The 17465-nt window shown below is 41.4% G+C and carries 19 protein-coding genes; 9 read left to right on the top strand and 10 right to left on the bottom strand.

Annotation, left to right across the window (positions count from 1 at the left end; translation table 11 throughout):
• The first annotated feature begins 86 nt into the window (after window positions 1-86).
• Genes MHI11_RS18565 through MHI11_RS18555 form a run of 3 tightly spaced genes read left to right on the top strand, consistent with a single transcriptional unit; the run spans window position 87 to window position 2972 of the window.
• Window positions 87-1886, top strand: a complete 1800-nt coding sequence (locus MHI11_RS18565; protein ID WP_340961996.1) for an ABC transporter ATP-binding protein — start codon at window positions 87-89, stop codon at window positions 1884-1886.
• Between the two features lies 1 nt (window position 1887).
• Window positions 1888-2445, top strand: coding sequence for a MauE/DoxX family redox-associated membrane protein (locus MHI11_RS18560; protein ID WP_335351371.1), 558 nt, complete (start codon window positions 1888-1890; stop codon window positions 2443-2445).
• The gene (locus tag MHI11_RS18555) at window positions 2442-2972 is read left to right on the top strand and encodes a TlpA family protein disulfide reductase (protein ID WP_340961991.1); all 531 of its coding nucleotides are present in this window, start codon (window positions 2442-2444) and stop codon (window positions 2970-2972) included. Before MHI11_RS18560 ends, MHI11_RS18555 begins: the two co-directional genes overlap by 4 nt.
• A 31-nt stretch (window positions 2973-3003) precedes the next feature.
• Here MHI11_RS18555 and MHI11_RS18550 read toward each other — a convergent pair whose 3' ends face one another.
• Complete coding sequence (locus MHI11_RS18550; protein WP_044140124.1) at window positions 3004-3513, bottom strand: GNAT family N-acetyltransferase; 510 nt, start codon at window positions 3511-3513, stop codon at window positions 3004-3006.
• A gap of 116 nt (window positions 3514-3629) precedes the next feature.
• On the opposite strand from MHI11_RS18550, the gene MHI11_RS18545 reads away from it, so the two are divergent.
• Window positions 3630-4526, top strand: coding sequence for a peptidoglycan DD-metalloendopeptidase family protein (locus MHI11_RS18545; RefSeq protein ID WP_003214850.1), 897 nt, complete (start codon window positions 3630-3632; stop codon window positions 4524-4526).
• 80 nt (window positions 4527-4606) lie between these two features.
• On the opposite strand, the gene MHI11_RS18540 is transcribed toward MHI11_RS18545, so the two are convergent.
• The 5 genes from MHI11_RS18540 to MHI11_RS18520 form a co-directional block, all read right to left on the bottom strand.
• Window positions 4607-4954, bottom strand: coding sequence for a P-II family nitrogen regulator (locus tag MHI11_RS18540; RefSeq protein WP_003214763.1), 348 nt, complete (start codon window positions 4952-4954; stop codon window positions 4607-4609).
• 18 nt (window positions 4955-4972) lie between these two features.
• Window positions 4973-6181 carry an ammonium transporter gene (locus MHI11_RS18535; protein ID WP_044140123.1) on the bottom strand — a complete coding sequence of 403 codons (1209 nt, stop codon included), beginning with the start codon at window positions 6179-6181 and terminating at the stop codon, window positions 4973-4975.
• 193 nt (window positions 6182-6374) lie between these two features.
• Window positions 6375-7115 (bottom strand): amino acid ABC transporter ATP-binding protein, encoded by a 741-nt coding sequence (locus MHI11_RS18530; protein ID WP_044140122.1) that lies wholly within the window; start codon window positions 7113-7115, stop codon window positions 6375-6377.
• 10 nt (window positions 7116-7125) lie between these two features.
• A complete protein-coding gene (locus tag MHI11_RS18525) occupies window positions 7126-7803 on the bottom strand; it encodes an amino acid ABC transporter permease (RefSeq protein WP_106066105.1) in 678 nt (225 codons plus the stop codon).
• 40 nt (window positions 7804-7843) lie between these two features.
• Complete coding sequence (locus MHI11_RS18520; protein WP_106067011.1) at window positions 7844-8731, bottom strand: transporter substrate-binding domain-containing protein; 888 nt, start codon at window positions 8729-8731, stop codon at window positions 7844-7846.
• A 168-nt stretch (window positions 8732-8899) separates the two neighbouring features.
• Here MHI11_RS18520 and MHI11_RS18515 point away from each other — a divergent pair, with 168 nt between their 5' ends.
• A complete protein-coding gene (locus MHI11_RS18515; protein WP_106066107.1) occupies window positions 8900-10288 on the top strand; it encodes an MFS transporter in 1389 nt (462 codons plus the stop codon).
• 37 nt (window positions 10289-10325) lie between these two features.
• Here MHI11_RS18515 and MHI11_RS18510 read toward each other — a convergent pair whose 3' ends face one another.
• The 3 genes from MHI11_RS18510 to MHI11_RS18500 all read right to left on the bottom strand — a co-directional run bounded on the left by MHI11_RS18510 (window position 10326) and on the right by MHI11_RS18500 (window position 12646).
• Window positions 10326-10925 carry an undecaprenyl-diphosphatase gene (locus tag MHI11_RS18510; RefSeq protein WP_044140370.1) on the bottom strand — a complete coding sequence of 200 codons (600 nt, stop codon included), beginning with the start codon at window positions 10923-10925 and terminating at the stop codon, window positions 10326-10328.
• Between the two features lie 104 nt (window positions 10926-11029).
• Complete coding sequence (locus MHI11_RS18505) at window positions 11030-12217, bottom strand: MFS transporter (protein ID WP_044140116.1); 1188 nt, start codon at window positions 12215-12217, stop codon at window positions 11030-11032.
• 15 nt (window positions 12218-12232) lie between these two features.
• Window positions 12233-12646: a MarR family winged helix-turn-helix transcriptional regulator gene (locus MHI11_RS18500; protein ID WP_340961988.1), complete on the bottom strand. Its 414-nt coding sequence runs from the start codon at window positions 12644-12646 to the stop codon at window positions 12233-12235.
• A gap of 338 nt (window positions 12647-12984) precedes the next feature.
• Between MHI11_RS18500 and spoIIID the strand changes: the two genes are divergently transcribed.
• The 4 genes from spoIIID to MHI11_RS18480 all read left to right on the top strand — a co-directional run bounded on the left by spoIIID (window position 12985) and on the right by MHI11_RS18480 (window position 16262).
• Window positions 12985-13263: a sporulation transcriptional regulator SpoIIID gene (spoIIID, locus tag MHI11_RS18495; protein ID WP_008343327.1), complete on the top strand. Its 279-nt coding sequence runs from the start codon at window positions 12985-12987 to the stop codon at window positions 13261-13263.
• Between the two features lie 184 nt (window positions 13264-13447).
• Entirely contained in the window at window positions 13448-14449 is a 1002-nt protein-coding gene (mbl, locus tag MHI11_RS18490; RefSeq protein ID WP_012011515.1) for a cell shape-determining protein Mbl, read from the top strand.
• A gap of 124 nt (window positions 14450-14573) precedes the next feature.
• Window positions 14574-15413, top strand: a complete 840-nt coding sequence (locus MHI11_RS18485) for a flagellar hook-basal body protein (RefSeq protein ID WP_003215293.1) — start codon at window positions 14574-14576, stop codon at window positions 15411-15413.
• Between the two features lie 30 nt (window positions 15414-15443).
• The gene (locus tag MHI11_RS18480) at window positions 15444-16262 is read left to right on the top strand and encodes a flagellar hook-basal body protein (protein WP_106071348.1); all 819 of its coding nucleotides are present in this window, start codon (window positions 15444-15446) and stop codon (window positions 16260-16262) included.
• Between the two features lie 14 nt (window positions 16263-16276).
• On the opposite strand, the gene MHI11_RS18475 is transcribed toward MHI11_RS18480, so the two are convergent.
• Window positions 16277-17332 (bottom strand): tetratricopeptide repeat protein, encoded by a 1056-nt coding sequence (locus MHI11_RS18475; RefSeq protein WP_340961987.1) that lies wholly within the window; start codon window positions 17330-17332, stop codon window positions 16277-16279.
• Window positions 17333-17465: the final 133 nt, after the last annotated feature.

Here is a 17465-nt window from a genome sequence, read left to right as displayed (position 1 = left end):
TCTCAGAATGAAGTTACGCAGAGCTATCATAATATAAATATCAAAAATATGTCAATTATACTAAATGGTGTAAGGTGGAGCGTTTGATGAGTACAGTGAACCATTGTTTATATGCAATCTCCTATACTTGGAAAAGAAGTCGATCATATCTTCTATTAACTCTATTCATCCAAGTGATCGTTGGCTTTATGCCTTTGGCTAGTGTCTGGATTATTCAAACATTGATTAATGAAATTATTTTATTCATGACTTCTTCAGGAGATATTCAAAAGGTCTTAAGGTTATTTGGGTTGCAAATGGTCATTGTGATTTTAGGATATGGGCTTCAATTCATTCTTCAGCTTAGTCAGCAGAAAGCGACAAATCTGATTGGTTTGCATTTGAAGGGTGAATTGCTTCAAAAAGCGATCAGGCTTCCATATATTACATTTGAACACCCGTCTTTTTATAATGAAAGTCAACGTGTGATGAACAGTCATCAGCATGTTCTGAGTATGGTTAGAAGTATTTTTACAATCATGAGCGCATTGATTACTGTTGTATCACTTCTCATTTATATGATTGGTATCCATTGGGGCTTGGCGGTCATTCTGATCTTATGTACTCTGCCTGTCTTGTGGATTGAGCTTTTCTTTGGAGGTGCACGGTATCAATTAAACCGCATGTTAACGGCCAATGATCGAAGAGAAATGTATGTGTCTGATCTTGTTGCGCAGCGAGATTCATTGAAGGAAATCCGTTTATATGGAATTGGAAATTATCTTCTTCAAAAATGGCAAGGTCATTATGTAAAAAGTGCAGATGAAAAATATAAATTACTAAAACGTCAGGTTCGCTGGGAGATGGCAGGCGGATTGCTTATGACATTTGCCTATGTGTGCTGTGGTCTTTTTATTGTCTTTCTTATCTTTCAAAAGAAATTAGCTGCGGGTACGTTTGTTGCTGTGCTCCAAGCTGTGCAAAATATTCAAAGTGGTTTTCAGGATTTGACGAGGGAATGTTCTAGTTTATATGAAACGAGTCTCTATATTGATGAAATGAGAACTTTTCAAAAGAGAGAAGAAGAAATTGATGAGCAGACAGAGGAAGCGGCATCGCTTCGTAGGATTGAATGTATTCAGTCCATTACGCTAGAAAATCTCTCTTTTACCTATCCGAATATGAAAACGCCTGCTATTGAACATATACATTTTCATATCGATAAAGGTGAACGCATTGCATTGGTGGGGGATAACGGATCAGGTAAGACGACCTTGATTAAATGCTTGACCGGTTTATATGATCCAGACAAGCCGAATATGCAAAGGGTCAATGGTGAATCGATTTCGACCATTTATAAAAAAACATATCATGCGAGAATGGCCGTCCTTTTTCAAGATTTTATGAAGTACGAATTCACTGTGAAAGAAAACATTGGATTTGGCCGTATCAACGAAATAGATAAGGAAGAGCGCATGATCTCAGCTGCACGGCAAGCAGGCATAGAGAAAAGAATTCATCAAATGGAAGAAACATACGATGCGCAGCTTGGCCGGTTTTTTGAAGAAGGTCATGAACTATCTGGGGGACAATGGCAAAAGCTTGCGATGGCGAGAACCTTTTTTAGAGAAAGTGATTTTATCATTTTAGATGAACCGACTTCTGCTCTCGATCCGCTATCGGAGATTTCACTCATTCGAAAGCTATTCGATCATACGCAGGATCAAGGGGTCTTGTTTATCACCCACCGTATGGGAGCGGCCCGCTTAGCAGACCGGATTATCGTGATGAAAGATGGTGCTTTCGTTGAAGAGGGGAACCATGAAGAGCTGATGGCGCTAGATGGAGAGTACAAAAGACTTTACGAGGCACAATCCCAACTATTTCAACAAAAGGAGATGGCGTAAGGTGAGTGTCTTTTATTTTATAGGTGTCTATTTATTAGGAATCATCTTTGCAGGTTCATGGCTTGATAAAGTGAGAAAACAAACGGCGCATATTCAGCAGATGAATGCTTATCGACTGCTGCCTCCTGCGCTCACGGCGCCCATGTTTTATTTGTTTTTGACTGTTGAATTGGCTTGTACGGGTTTATTGTTCGTGTGGAACATGTCTCTTGTACCTGCGATTGGTCTTACAGCACTTTTATGTATCTATACTGGAGCGGTCACCTTCAATTTATTGAGAGGACATCGTCACATTTCATGCGGCTGTGGAGGTTTGCTTGAAAATGACCGCCTTCACTGGGGAATTGTGATTCGTAATGTGTCGATGCTGGCTCTTGTGATTGGGTTGTTTTATGTACATCCCTATGTAGAAACAATTCCGTGGCCATTTCATATTATTTGTTTTCTGATTGCAGTGGCTGTCTGTTTGATTATAGCGGTTGGGAAAACAATCATGATGTTCAAAAGAAAATGGATGAATCAATTTGAATCGTTTATAGAAGGAGACCAAGTGAAATGACTGATATTCTACTAATTATTGTGTTATTCATTGTCATTGCTCAGTTGGCGGTCGTGTTTTTGCTTGCCCGCTTTATCGGAAAATTTATGAGTAAAATTAAATCCCTTGATGGGATTGAATTAAAGGAAGCGGATGTTGGTGATGGTGCGCCGTTATTTCGAAGCTATACACATTTAGGAGATAAGGTTATTTTAAAGGAGTATTTACAGAACGGAAGAGCCGTGATGCTGTTATTTGTAAATACCACTTGTATGACATGCAAAAGCATTTTGTCTGATATGCGTCAGCACATTTCTAGCGGTGATACTCAATTCATTTGCATCAATGGAGATGAACAAGGAGATGATGCATTGCTTCTTCAATTGCTGCCTGATCAAGCTGTGTATGTGCGCTCTTCGCAAATCATGGAGCTGTATGGGGTAACTGTGGTTCCGCAAGCGATTCTGATAGATGAACATGGCATCATCCTCCAAAGAAAGGCTGTTCAAAATGCGAAACAGTTTGAACAGTTGTTACACGCATCATAAAAGGCGTCTCTTTGTTGGAGAGACGCTCGTTTTATAATTCTTTTCCTAGAATGTCTAAATCGTACCTGCTGCCGTCCATTTCTGCGATGCGTGGCAAGTGACCCCATGTTTCAAAGCCGTGCTTTTTAAATAATCGAATGCTGGCTTCGTTGTGCCCGAAAATAAAGGCGAGTAATGTTCGAATGCCTAGTGAAGGTGCCAACTCAATGGCCTCTTGTAAAAAAAGTGATCCTAAGCCTCGCCCTCGATCGTCTTGGTTTAAGTAAATACTCATTTCAACGGTCCCGTTGTATGCGGGTCTTCCATAAAACGTTTCAAAGCTGAGCCAGCCGTAAATATGTCCATCCTCATCTGTTTTCACATAGAGAGGTCTTTTCTCTGAATGATTCAAAAACCATTGCCGGCGGTCTTCAACTGAAACTGGTTCTGTATCGGCGGTTACTTCTCTTGAAGCAATAGTCGAATTGTAAATATCAACGATTGCTTTGAGGTCATCTTCTATTGCTATACGGTTGAAAGTTTTCACATTAAAGTCCCCCATCTTTTTTTCATTCATCATACATATTATTGATGCGATTGCGCAAAATAAAAAGAAAAATGATTTCGTGTGTATATATTTTTTGAAAAGTGTTCAGAATGTTGCTGAGGTGATGAAAAATGAGAGAGGAAGAAAAGAAACGTACTTCCAAAATCACAAAAGTTCAGCAATTTTTCCGTAAGCGCTGGGTATTCCCTGCAATTTACTTGGTCAGCGCAGCGGTCGTGTTAACAGCCGTTCTTTGGTATCAAGCTGTATCAAAAGATGTGAAAGACCAACTATCTGATGGAAACCAAACAGGGCAAGAACAGCGTGATGATGCCGTTGAAGTTGGAAAGCCAATTGAAAATGTTGCCATGCCAGTCCAGAATTCTGATAATGTTTCTGTCGTGAAAAAGTTCTATGAAGCAGATGCTGATCAAAAAGAAAAAGAAGCAGCACTTGTAAACTATAATAACACCTATACCTTGAGCAAAGGTATTGATCTTGCAGATAAAGATGGCAAAGTGTTTGATGTCACAGCTGCTCTTAGTGGAACAGTGGTTCAAGCGAAAAAAGATCCAGTTCTCGGTCACGTCGTTGAAATTGAACATGAAGATGGATTATCGACTGTTTATCAATCGTTGTCACAAGTGAGTGTTAAAGAAGGCGATGAAGTGAAGCAGAATGATGTCATCGGTGCTTCTGGTAAAAATCTTTATGGTGCTGAAAGCGGCAACCATGTGCATTTTGAAATTCGTATGGAAGGTTTAGCGCTTAATCCACTTAGCTTCATTGACAAGCCTGTTTCGACTATTGAAAAGGCCGCGCAAGAAGTGACGGAAGAAGCAAAAGAACCTGCTCAGCCAAAAGCTGATGAAAAAACGAAGGAACCTGCTGCTGAAGATAAGGCCAAAGAGCCTGCTGGAGAAAAATCTGAAGAAAAGTCTGATGAGAAGGGGAAATCCTCTGATCAAGAAAAGTCTTCTGATTCCTCTAAAGACAGCAGTCAATCTGAAGAAACAAAACAATCTTAAGTCTTGAAACCTCTGTATATGAATCATGCAGAGGTTTTTTTCTGTCTTTAAAAAATCCCCCGCACTCGGCGGGGGATGGTTTAGAGTGCGGCAGGTCCTTCTTCACCTGTCCGAATGTTGATTGTATTTTCTATCTCATATATAAAAATTTTCCCATCCCCTGGTTCGCCTGTACGAAGTACCTTTTGAGCTGTTTCAACGACCTGTTCGACAGGTACTTCGCTTAGGACGATTTCAATCTTTAATCGTTCGTACACATTACTTTCCTTTTTGACGCCGCGGTATAGCTCTGTATGTCCCTTTTGTAAACCGCAGCCGTGTACATTCGAAAAGGTAATGGAAGTGACACCAATCTTTCCAAGCTCCACCTTTAATGTTTCAAAATTGGCTGGACGTGTGACAATCTCCACTTTATACATTTTGCTCATAGAGACACCCCTTTTTCATTAATCTTGATAAGCTTTTTCCCCATGCATGGTTAAATCAAGACCCACTGATTCTTCTTCTTCGGTTGCGCGAATCTTAAAGAAGAGATTGACCACTTTGATGATTACGTATGTCACAACAGCTACAAAGGCATAAGTGGCAACAATAGCGACGACTTGCTTCCAAAGTAAGCTGGGATCTCCGTAAAATAAGCCATTGGCTCCGCCGTCATTGACAGAGGTTGTTGCGAAAAGCCCTGTTGCAATTCCTCCCCAAGTCCCGCCAATTCCGTGAAGTCCGAATGCATCTAGTGCATCATCATAGCCAAATTTGGCTTTGAGTGAGAAGACTCCCCAGAAACACACGATGCCGCCGATGATTCCGATGATAATAGAAGCAAAAGGTGTGACAAAACCTGCGGCAGGTGTAATTGCCACAAGACCTGCGATGGCTCCAGAAATCGCGCCGAGCATGGTCGGTTTTTTGTTGATCATCCACTCGACTAACAGCCAGCCAATGATTCCCGCAGCAGCAGCTGTATTGGTGTTAATAAAGGCATACATTGCGACACTGTCTAAGGTAAGAGCACTTCCAACGTTAAAGCCAAACCATCCAAACCAAATGACAGCTCCGCCAAGAAGGGTATAAATCAAATTGTGAGGAGAAGAGCTTGCTGCTTCTTTACGCTTCCCGAGCACAATCGCTACGACTAGACCTGCAACACCTGATGAAATGTGAACCACGTTTCCTCCAGCGAAGTCGAGTGCACCCATTTCGCCAATCCAACCGCCGCCCCATACCCAGTGTGCGACTGGCGCGTATACAAATGTGACCCAAAGGAGTGTAAACACGACGACCGCTGAGTAACGAATTCGTTCAGCAAAGGCACCTGAGATGATGGCTGTTGTTAAGACGGCAAAGGTCATTTGGAACATCATGAACAATGAATGTGGAATGGTCTCACTGTAGGAACCAGGTTCAAAGCCAACGCCTTTTAGTCCAATCCAGTCTAAGCCTCCAATCCATGCATTGCCTGGCGCAAAAGCCAAGGAATAGCCGAACATGATCCATACGATAGACACGATCGCTAGTGAAGTTAAGCTGTGCATGGTTGTACTTAAGACGTTTTTACTTCTCACGAGTCCTCCGTAGAATAAGGCTAAACCCGGTGTCATTAACCACACAAGTAGTGCGCAGAAGAACATAAATACTGTATCACCCATTTGCATGCTGCATTCCCCCTGAATCATTCAGAATTAATTGATTTCTTAATTCCTCATTATAGAGAGAAAAGTCATATATAACATATTCATGTAAGTTAATCTTACATGGTTTTTGGTTATATTCAATATAAATGGATGAAAAGTTCGTGAAATATGAGAAAAAACGTGCATTGAGCACGACAAATAAAGGGCGTTTGACCTATAAAATGGAGCTGAGAAAGACTTTGGTTCGTTCCTCTTGAGGAGAATCGAACAATTTTGATGGCGTGCCTTCTTCGACGATACGGCCTTCGTGCATATAGACGACACGATCGGCGACTTCTTTCGCAAAGCCCATTTCATGTGTGACGATAACCATCGTCATGCCTTCTTTTGCGAGACTTTTCATTGTTTGCAGTACCTCGCCTACAAGCTCTGGATCGAGGGCAGACGTAGGTTCGTCAAATAACATGACATCTGGTTTCATGGCGAGAGCTCTTGCAATAGCCACACGCTGCTTTTGACCGCCTGATAGCTTAGAAGGATATACGTTGGCTTTATCCGCAAGTCCGACCTTTTCTAACAGGACATTGGCTTCTGATACAGCTTGAGTCTTTTTTGTTTTTTTCACCATAACAGGCGCCTCGATGATGTTTTCAAGCACAGTTTTATGCGGAAAGAGGTTAAAATGCTGAAACACCATGCCTATTTTTTGCCGCATCTCGTTTAATTGATCGCGTTTTGGGTGAACAGGACTCCCATCAATGATGATTTCTCCATCATTTTTGATTTCTAAAAAGTTCATACAGCGGAGCAAGGTGCTTTTTCCAGAGCCACTGGCTCCAATTAAGACGACCACATCATTTTCATAAACAGTGAGGTCGATATCCTTTAAAACATGCAGTTCTCCGAAGTGTTTATTGAGTTTTTCAACACGAATGAGTTCCTTTGATTCTGTCATGTTTCTCCTCCTAATGGTCACTGACTGATAGTTTCTTCTCAAAGGTTTGGACAGCGAATGTTAACAGCAGGACAAGAACTAAGTAATAGACGGCTACAACAAGTAAATAGGTCATATTGTCAAAGCTGTTTGAGCCTTGGGTCGTGGCGACGTTAAATAGTTCATTGACGCTAATAAAGGCGGCGAGTGATGAATCTTTTAAGCCGATAATGAACTGGTTGCCAAGAGGGGGGAGGGCGCGTCGCATCGCTTGCGGGAGAATGATGCGTCTCATTGTTAGAAAACGTCCCATGCCAAGAGAGCGTCCTGCCTCTTTTTGTCCCTGATCGATCGATTGGATGGCGCCTCTGAATATTTCTGCTATATACGCTCCATTATGAAAGGCGAGCGCAATGGAAGCGGCCCAGAAGTCGGGGATATTTAATTCTGTCAGTCCAAAATATAGGATGAAAATTTGAACAATCAGTGGTGTGCCGCGTACAAGGAAGATATAGGCGTTGGCGATATAACCGAAGACAGTCACGCGTGATATTTTCAATAAAGCAAAGAAGAGCCCGATGAACATGCCGATAAAGATACTGATCACAGTGAGCTGTAAGGTGAGTAGCATTCCTTCTAAAAAAATACCTCTTGAATCAATCAGCGTCTGAAAAAAATGTGATAGGGTAGGCAAAACAATCATCTCCATTTGAAGAAAGTGCGCCTAAAAAAGGCGCACAATCGTGGTTTTAATTTTGTTTGACCGTGATGTCTTCATCAAAGTATTTCTCGCTAATTTGTTTTAATGTTCCGTCCTTTTTTAATGCGTCAATCGCATCGTTGATCTCTTTTATGAGCTGTTCATTTTCTTTAGATACAGCAATTGCCTGCTCGCTTTGTCCGAGTCTTTCCTGCGCTTCGATCTTTAATTTTTTCTTCATGGCTTCTGCACCTGTGGCGAAATCCGTCACGACTGCATCGTGTTTTCCGTTTGCTAGTGCTTCTAAAGCGACTACATCACTGTCGTAATATTTTGGTTCCTGCCCGCTATGTTCCTTTGCAATATCAGCGTAGGACGAGCCTTTTGAAACAGCGATTTCTTTGCCTTTTAAATCATCAGCATGTTGAATGTCTGCTCCAGGTCTTGTGAAAATTTGCGGACCAGAGTAGTAGTAGGGCTTAGAAAGAAGGACGTGTTTTTTTCGTTCCTCATTGATGGTATGACTTGCAACTGCCGCATCAAATTTTCCTGATTTCACACCTTCGACGATGCCTGCGAACTTATATTTCTTCTGTATAGGCTCAAGGCCTAGTTTGTCACTGATCGCATTGCCTACATCGATATCAAAGCCTGACATCTGATTTCCATCCATGTAACTGAACGGGTGAAATTCACCTGATGCTGCAAATATAAATTTTCCATCCTCCAAAATTGGCGACCCTTTCGCTGTAGAATTACGTTTATCTCCGTTCCCATTTGTTTCATTTGAACCACACGAAGACAGAAGTAATACTGCAACCGAGAAAAGGGCTGGGACCCAAAACCGTCTTTTCTTAATAATAAGCTTCTCCTCCTTTTCAGCCGTTCTCCATATAAGGAGAAAGTAGGCTTTTAAATATGTGTAGCATCTTACCATTTGTTCCTCATATTCTCAATTTCATATGTGTTTTTCCAACACTCGCCCTTTTTAAAATGTATGTCTTGCTTTTCCAAGAGAGAACTTGAATTGATCAGGGTAAAAAAGGGAAATGAATCTCATAATAACGGAAGGAAACATGCCAGAACATAAAGAGGGGGTCGGTGTATGAAGAAGTGGAGGGACAACCGAAAAGTTTTTTTAACTGCTATTGCCTTTGGGACGATGTTAAATCCGTTGAATTCCTCAATGATTTCTTTGGCCTTGCATCAAATCCAACATGAATTCGGTTTGTCATTTACGACTGTATCTTGGCTTATTTCGTCTTTTTATTTAGCTAGTGCGGTGACGCAGCCGGTGAGCGGCCGGATTGGGGATCATGTGATGAGCCGGAGAACATTATTTTTATTCGGACTGGGTCTTGTGGCGGTTTCAGCCATCTGTGCGCCGTTTGCCCCGACGTTTGCGGTGCTGATTGTGATCCGGCTATTGCAGGCAATTGGGAGCAGTGCCATTTATCCTTCTGGTGTCGGACTCATTCGGGATCATATTCAAGACAAGCAGGCATCGGCGTTAGCGGTATTGTCCATTTTTGCTTCAGCGATGACGGCGCTTGGACCGACACTTGGCGGCTTTTTGATGACAATCGGTGGCTGGCCGGCTATCTTTTTAGTGAATCTGCCTTTTATTTTGATCAGCTTCTTTCTTGGACTATCTTTGTTTCCAAAGGAGCAGAAAAAGAGAAAGCTACGTATAGGTGAAACGATACGGAAGCTCGATCTGCCAGGCATGTTGCTTTTTACAGTTTGTATTGTCCTTCTGCTTTCGTTTTTATTATCACTAGGTCATGGCATTCAATATGTACAGGGGATTCTTTGTCTCGTGAGTGCAGGCGCTTTTATTTGGTGGGAGTATCAGGTGGATGAACCGTTTATTCAAATTCGGATGTTCAGACAGGAGCAGCGGCTTTCACTCGTGTATGTGCAATTTATCATTTTAAATATCTTTTTCTATTGTCTTTTCTTTGGTTTGCCGAGCTATTTCCAAGATGAATTAGGCTGGCGTGTGGAAATGACGGGTCTTTTTATGCTTTGCATGTCTGGGGTGAGCATCATTATCTCTCCGCTGACGGGAAAGTGGGTGGACCGCGGGGATGAACGCCATCCGGTATTAGCCAGTGCGGTATTGATGCTGGCTGGGGCGTCTGCGATGACCTTCTTTTTTATTCCGGCACCATTATGGGGAAAAGGGCTGGTTCTAGCGCTGCTTGGACTTAGTTACGGGATTGGAAATGTTGCGCTACAAGCTGCGATGCTCAAGGCAAGCCCTCAGCATATGATTGGCACGTCCTCTGGGCTTTTTCAAACATGCCGCTACCTTGGTTCTATTCTATCGTCTGCTGTTCTCGGTATGCTGTTTGGGGATGAAATTGCTGGTCCACATTTTGAGCAGTTAGGTTGGACGTTGATTATCATTTCCCTTATCGGCATCGGTGTCAGTCTTTATTTTTCGAACAAGGTCAGAGGAGGACATTCAATAAAAAAAGCGGCGCGATAAGTGGAAGAAGATTCTTCATCACGTTATCGCAAGCCGCTTAAGAGTTAGACAGGTCAGAGCCCTGATCCTTTTGCTTCCTTCTGAATATTTTCCCTACAATTGTCTCATAGAAAGTGACGATGCGATCAATTGGAGAGTCAAAGAACTTCCATAATTTATTCATGATAAACACGACCACAATGGATACGATCAAGCTGCCTAAAACATCTAGTGGATAATGGTGACCGACCCAGATGCGGGAGAATCCTGTGAGTAATCCAAAGACGAGCAAGATGTTGCCAAGCTTTTTATTACGAGATCGAATGGCAAGTGAAAGAGCCAGTGCACCTGTTGTATGGTCACTTGGGAAGGAAGCGTCTGCTGAGTGCGGAATGAGTGTGTCGACTTTATGCGCCACAAACGGTCGCTCCTCATAATGAAACAGTGTAATCGCAAAATTGACAATAAGTGCCGCGATGCCCGTTACACCGGAAAAGAAGACATGCTTCTTAAATTTGTGATTACCTAAAAACCAGCAAATCAATAAGACAAGGGCGTACACAAGAATGGCCTTTTTCGTAATGAAAATCATGGCCTGATCTAAAAACTCAGAATGATGAGCCATCCCGTGTATCACTTTAAACAGTTCGTAATTCAAAACATCACCTATACCTTCGCTTAATGCCAACTATTTTTCAAATAATCGTTTATTTGAAACATCCTATATTTTAGCATGTTTCCGTTGAAGTTTAAAATAGAATCCTATTCTGATAGGGAGACCTTCTGTGCTTTTGCTTCTTGGGGCTTTCGTTCGCTCCAATAAAAAACAATCATACTGAGCAAGACAACAATACCTGCAATGAGATATACATTTGAAAAGTCTGTGAAGCTGACAAGAAGACCAAATACAAATGAGCCAGCAGCAATACCCGTATCATATAAAGTGAAGAAAGTAGCCGTCGCATAGCCTGTACGGTGAGCTGGTGAGTGCTGAATGGCAAGTGTTTGTAAACATGGTACTAGCGATCCATAGCCAAGTCCAATGACACCACCTGATAGAAGAAGCATTGTAGCTGAATGTGTAGCTGTCAGCATCCATAAACCAATCGCAAAAAGAGCAATCGAAGGATAGATCACAATGTGAGGTCCTACTCGGTCAAAAAGTCTGCCTGTAAATGGACGTGATCCAAGCATCGCTGCCGCAAACACAATAAAGAAATAGCTGCTTGCCCCCATCAAGTGAAGGGAATTGGCATAGACTGAAATAAATGAAATGATCGGCGAATAACAGAATGAAATAATGATGCCGACCGCCGCTGTTTTTAATGCACCTTTTTCAAACAGATGAGAAAAAGTAAATCGGAAGACGACACTACCCCCATCTTCAAGCTCTGGCTGTCTGATCAGCATCGTAAAAGCGGCACCAATGGTAACGATAATGGAAAAAAGAAGGAATAAGGAATGGAATCCTACTTTTCCTACTTGATTGAGTGCGATAAATGGACCGATAACCACAGCGAGGTTCATGGACATGACAAAGTAGCCGAGTCCTTCCCCGCGTTTATGTTTTGGAATCATATCTGCCGCAATGGCACTGGTTACTGTCGTCAAAATGCTAAAAAAGATGCCTTGCACGAAACGCAGCATGAGAAGTGTTTGGAATTGATCAATTGAGATGTATAAATAAGTGAGTAAGGCAAATGCCGTTGAGGAGAAAATCGCCATCCGTTTTTTACCGAATTTCTCAATAATCGCTCCAGAAAACGGTCTTGTCACAATGGCGGACAATAAGAAGACCGTCACAAGGAGACCGCCCTGTGATTCTGTTCCATTTAGTTCATCCATTGTGTAAATAGGCAGCAAGGTTAAAAGGGCATAAAAAGAGGTGAACGTAAATAAATTCACCAGGACAATCATGATAAAGTCTCTCGTCCAAATGCGTTCGTTCATGATGTATGTCACTTCCTATTCAGTTGATAATTTGTGTAAAAGTGTATGGAGGAGTTGTTTTTCTTCGTGGGTGAGATCTGAAAGACATTCTTCTTCAAATTGTTCCATCGTACGTTTGATTTCTTCAAATCGGGCCTTAGCATCATCTGTCATCACGATCAGATTTTCACGTTTGTCTTTTCCTTGTACACGTTGCACCCAGCCATTTGCTTCTAGACGGGTTACGGTTCGGGTAATGGTTGGGGCTTCGACGTTCAAATATGTCCAAATGTCTTTTTGGGTTTTCGGGCCGAATGTATCCAAACAAAAAAGTACAGTCCATTGGGACATGTACAAGTCATAAGCAGCAAGCGCTTCGTTCGCCTTTTTAGACAGCAGGCGTGCGCTTTGGTGTATTTGATGTAAACACTCTCTATTTAACGTATCCATATGCTCACCTTTATTCAATATTTAGCTAGGTAAATAAAATCACCTTTTCTATTTTACGTGCTCGACCCATTCTTGTAAAGTGAAAATTTTCGCCACTCGAAATGATTGCATTTTCTGATAAATCCCTTGTCCCATCTTCATTTTTAGCATATTCCCTATGCAATGCTAATACACTGTTACAAACCTGACAAAGAGAGTGTTTGAGGTGAGGGATCGTGTTTGGCATTTACTACCTAATGGATGAGAAATTAAGACGAACAAGCGCCTCTGAAAATGGATAATATTGATACGAATCTCATTTCACACTTCTCACATCCATTTTAGGGAGGTCGAGTGGTGTGCACGATTACATCAAAGAGCGAACAATCAAGATAGGAAAGTATATCGTGGAGACAAAGAAAACCGTTCGTGTAATTGCGAAAGAATTTGGAGTCTCTAAAAGTACTGTACACAAGGATCTAACAGAAAGACTGCCAGAAATTAATCCAGATCTGGCTAATGAAGTGAAGGAGATACTGGATTATCATAAATCAATCCGCCACTTGCGAGGGGGAGAAGCCACTAAATTAAAGTATAAAAAAGAAGAAATTTTAGAAGGCGAGCCTGTGAAACAATAAGTTTAGTTCTTTGTTCATAAACATGATATATATATCTTCCTCATATCGGTAGTTTCTAACCACAAATTTTGTAAAGACTTTTGTAAAGAAATATCTTTTTTTCTGCAAATTATGATAGAATATATAATTAGGGCAGAATGTGGTATTTGCTATGGAAACAGATTTTCAAGGAGGATATATATAGATGTTTGCTAGGGATATTGGAATTGATCTTGGTACTGCCAATGTACTGATTCATGTCAAAGGAAAAGGAATTGTGTTAAATGAACCATCTGTTGTAGCTCTTGACAAAAACAGCGGGAAAGTTTTGGCTGTTGGAGAAGAGGCTAGACGTATGGTTGGACGTACGCCTGGGAATATTGTTGCGATTCGTCCATTAAAAGATGGCGTAATTGCTGATTTTGAAGTAACTGAAGCGATGCTCAAGCATTTTATTAACTCATTAAATGTGAAAGGGCTATTCTCTAAGCCGCGTATGCTCATCTGCTGCCCAACAAATATTACATCTGTTGAGCAGAAGGCGATCAAAGAAGCTGCTGAAAAAAGCGGCGGTAAGCATGTATTTCTTGAAGAAGAGCCAAAAGTAGCAGCTATTGGTGCTGGTATGGATATTTTTCAGCCAAGTGGAAACATGGTCGTAGATATTGGAGGCGGAACGACAGATATCGCTGTCATCTCAATGGGTGACATTGTAACCGCCTCTTCTATTAAAATGGCTGGAGACAAATTTGATCTGGAAATTCTCAACTACATTAAAAAAGAGTACAAGCTGTTGATCGGTGAACGCACGGCTGAGGATATTAAGATCCAAGTTGCAACGGTATTCCCAGACGCACGTCACGAAGAGATTTCAATTCGTGGACGAGACATGGTGACAGGATTACCAAGAACGATTACCGTCACAAGCAAAGAAGTAGAAGAAGCATTGCGTGAATCTGTATCTGCGATTGTTCAGGCTGCGAAGCAAGTTCTTGAGAGAACACCGCCTGAATTATCAGCTGATATTATTGATCGCGGCGTCATCATTACAGGTGGCGGAGCTCTTCTAAACGGGCTTGATCAATTGCTTGCAGAAGAGCTGAAAGTACCAGTTTTCGTTGCTGAGAATCCGATGGATTGTGTAGCTGTTGGTACTGGCGTCATGCTTGATAATATGGACAAGCTGCCAAAGCGTAAACTCAGCTAATGATGTCCCTCATTCTTTTTCGAAAGAATGGGGGATTTTTATTAAAGAACCCTGCAAATATGCCGATATATTTCATAGAAGATTGTGTTTAGGTCATGTGAAAGAATTTTAATGAGGTGAGCACGTGTTAAAAGGACTATATACCGCAACATCTGCCATGATCGCTCAAGAGCGGCGGACAGAAATGCTTTCAAATAATATCGCAAATGCGAATACGCCAGGATATAAAGCGGATGAGGGGACCATGCGGGCATTTCCAGAAATGCTGCTAAGCCGAATGGAGTCAGGACGTTTTCAAACTTCCTCAGGCAAAGGTTTTAGTGTTCCGCAGCAAACGCCGATTGGCGGCATTAATACGGGGACATATATGCAGGAACTGATCCCTCAATTTACACAAGGAACTTTAAAAACAACAGATCAAACAACGGATGTCGCACTAGTCGAAAATAATGTGCCGATCAACCCGGAGACCAATCAGAAATCAGCGCTCTTTTATGCGGTCAATACCCCAGAAGGCGTTCGTTATACGAAAAGTAGCTCGATTACAATGAACGCACAAAATCAGTTGACTATCAATGGACGTGCCCTTCTTTCTGTCACAGGTCAGCCAATTACGGTTCAGAGTGAGAATTTCAAAGTGAATGCAGATGGAACTGTGAGTGAAAATGGACAAAATCTCGGGCAAATTGATGTGCGTGTTGCGATGGATACAAGGAATTTAGCGAGAGAAGGAAATGATTTATACCGTACAGCTGATAACCAGCCCCTGCCAAGCGCAGTCAATAACGGTCAAATGTCCTATACGTTAAGTCAAGGTGTATCGGAGCTATCGAACGTGGATGTGACGAAATCATATACAGAAATGACAACCGCCTATCGAGCATTTGAAACAAACCAAAAAGTGGTTCAGGCGTATGATAAAAGCTTAGAAAAAGCAGTGAATGAAATCGGCAGAGTGTACTAATCAAGAAATGAAAAAGAAAGGAGGATTCTCATGCTTAGAACGATGATCAATGCAGCTGTATCAATGAACGAAGTACAAAAGCAGCTTGATATTATCAGTAATAACATCGCGAACAGTGAAACAACAGGGTACCGTGCGAAAAATACCCGTTTCTCAGAGCTGATCAGACAACAGTTCAACCAAGTGGATGAAAAAAATGCACAGGTGGCAAACAGTCGTCTGACACCTGATGGGCTAAGGCTTGGGACGGGTACGATGGTCAATGCGTCCATTAACTCTCTGCAAGGCTCGATTAAAGAAACAGGTCGTGATCTTGATGTTGCATTTGGAGCGCCATCTCAGTATATGCAGGTCAATGCCGGCGGTAATATTCGTTATACAAGAGACGGTTCTCTTTACTTACAGCCAGGCAATAATCGTAATCAAGTGCAGCTTGTCACTAGCGAAGGCCATCCGATTCTTGATGAAAACGGAAATGAAATCGTCTTAAATGCGAATTTCCGTGATATTTCAATTGATAAAAATGGACGTCTAACAGCCATTTCAAGAGACAATCAACCGAATCAGCAAGTGAATTTAGGGGTTGTACAAGTCAATAACTCTTCAGCACTTGTCTCTGAAGGAGATAATTTGTTCTCAGTTGACGGTACTTATCAAGGTGCATTAACGGCACTAAATGGAGCAAACCGCCAAGCGATTCAGCTTCAGCAAGGTGCACTTGAAACGTCGAATGTGGACATGTCTAAAGAATTAACAGATCTTATGACAACACAGCGCTCCTATCAGATGAATTCAAGAACGATTACGATGGGTGATCAAATGCTTGGATTAGTGAATACAATTCGATAACGAGCAGGCTGACATCAGCCTCTCATGATAAAAAAGGCGGCTCGCTCAAAGTCGCCCTTTTTTTTATAAAAATCTGAGACATCGGCAAGCAGATCCTTAAGATCAATCCAAGCTTCTTTTCGTTCAAGGCATGTGACGAGCCTTGCAATCTGCTCATCTGCCTTTGGCGTTTGGCTGTAAAGAAGAAATAAGATTTGGAACTTGATTCTTAATATATCAAATTGTGAAGCAACGGCTTCTTTTAATCCTTTTTGAATATACTTCATTCCTTCATCGGTTAAATTTTCTTTATAACAGGAACGCACAGTTTCATAGAGGCACGATACATAGGAGTGTGCGGACTTCCGGTATGCTGGGAGATGAAGTGCTTTTTTAAAGTATTCCAGCGCTTTCTTGTGACGGTTTTGTCTCGACTGAATAAAGCCAGCGTCATAATAAACGATACCGAGCAGTTCTTGATCATCAATGATTTTCACGTATTCGATGATCTCAATAAAAAGAGCTTCTGCTTCTTCATATTTTTTTTGATCGCTAAAGTTAAGTGCGAGGACAATTTTGCACCGATAAATGCTATGGATATCCCCGTGCTTTGCAAAGATATCCATGGCTTTTTCAACATGACGAATCGATAACAACGAATAGCGGTTGTTATAATAAACACCACTTGTACGAAAATGGAACTCGGCTTCCTCTAGCTCATCGTCTAGCAGCGGCAGTTTTTCTTCTGCTTTTTCAAGATAATGAATGGCATCATTTTGATCGCTTTTTAAAGATTCGTATAAACCGAGAAAGAAGTTAAAATAATATTGCAGTTGATCGTTCATTTGGTCTTTGTACTGCATCAGTTCATGTTTAATTTTTTCTAAGTCCTCTGTCTGATTCATCCAGAGCTGATGCCGAAAAAGCATCAGCTGATAATGTAAATAGAGTTCCTGTTTTTTTGATATTTTACGTTGATGTTTTAATAGAGTTATTTTGATTTCTTCAGCCTTCGAAAAATGTCGATGCTTTAGCATTGTATACCACGAATGGAGAAGTTTTTTAATGGATTTATCACTTATAAAATTCATTTTTACCCTCTTATTCAATCAATGATGTAATATATATTACCATATTTGTGAAAAAATAATGAGTGTAGTGTGGATTATATTTGATGACAATAGGTAATAGTGGATTCTATTTTTTACCATATATGTAGAGCGG

Source organism: Bacillus sp. FSL K6-3312 (genome assembly GCF_038007485.1).
In the GTDB taxonomy this organism is placed as follows: Bacteria; Bacillota; Bacilli; order Bacillales; family Bacillaceae; genus Bacillus; species Bacillus pumilus.
The sequence above is the reverse complement of the archived record's forward strand: the minus strand, read 5'-3'. Positions and strand labels throughout refer to the sequence as shown.

What these genes read in the sequence shown, in the direction of transcription:
- MHI11_RS18565 (WP_340961996.1), top strand. Translation starts at nt 87, where the DNA reads ATGAGTACAGTGAACCATTGTTTATATGCAATCTCCTATACTTGGAAA.
- MHI11_RS18555 (WP_340961991.1), top strand. Translation starts at nt 2,442, where the DNA reads ATGACTGATATTCTACTAATTATTGTGTTATTCATTGTCATTGCTCAG.
- MHI11_RS18550 (WP_044140124.1), bottom strand. Translation starts at nt 3,513, where the DNA reads ATGGGGGACTTTAATGTGAAAACTTTCAACCGTATAGCAATAGAAGAT.
- MHI11_RS18545 (WP_003214850.1), top strand. Translation starts at nt 3,630, where the DNA reads ATGAGAGAGGAAGAAAAGAAACGTACTTCCAAAATCACAAAAGTTCAG.
- MHI11_RS18540 (WP_003214763.1), bottom strand. Translation starts at nt 4,954, where the DNA reads ATGAGCAAAATGTATAAAGTGGAGATTGTCACACGTCCAGCCAATTTT.
- MHI11_RS18535 (WP_044140123.1), bottom strand. Translation starts at nt 6,181, where the DNA reads ATGCAAATGGGTGATACAGTATTTATGTTCTTCTGCGCACTACTTGTG.
- MHI11_RS18530 (WP_044140122.1), bottom strand. Translation starts at nt 7,115, where the DNA reads ATGACAGAATCAAAGGAACTCATTCGTGTTGAAAAACTCAATAAACAC.
- MHI11_RS18525 (WP_106066105.1), bottom strand. Translation starts at nt 7,803, where the DNA reads ATGGAGATGATTGTTTTGCCTACCCTATCACATTTTTTTCAGACGCTG.
- MHI11_RS18520 (WP_106067011.1), bottom strand. Translation starts at nt 8,731, where the DNA reads ATGGTAAGATGCTACACATATTTAAAAGCCTACTTTCTCCTTATATGG.
- MHI11_RS18515 (WP_106066107.1), top strand. Translation starts at nt 8,900, where the DNA reads ATGAAGAAGTGGAGGGACAACCGAAAAGTTTTTTTAACTGCTATTGCC.
- MHI11_RS18505 (WP_044140116.1), bottom strand. Translation starts at nt 12,217, where the DNA reads ATGAACGAACGCATTTGGACGAGAGACTTTATCATGATTGTCCTGGTG.
- MHI11_RS18500 (WP_340961988.1), bottom strand. Translation starts at nt 12,646, where the DNA reads ATGGATACGTTAAATAGAGAGTGTTTACATCAAATACACCAAAGCGCA.
- mbl (WP_012011515.1), top strand. Translation starts at nt 13,448, where the DNA reads ATGTTTGCTAGGGATATTGGAATTGATCTTGGTACTGCCAATGTACTG.
- MHI11_RS18480 (WP_106071348.1), top strand. Translation starts at nt 15,444, where the DNA reads ATGCTTAGAACGATGATCAATGCAGCTGTATCAATGAACGAAGTACAA.
- MHI11_RS18475 (WP_340961987.1), bottom strand. Translation starts at nt 17,332, where the DNA reads ATGAATTTTATAAGTGATAAATCCATTAAAAAACTTCTCCATTCGTGG.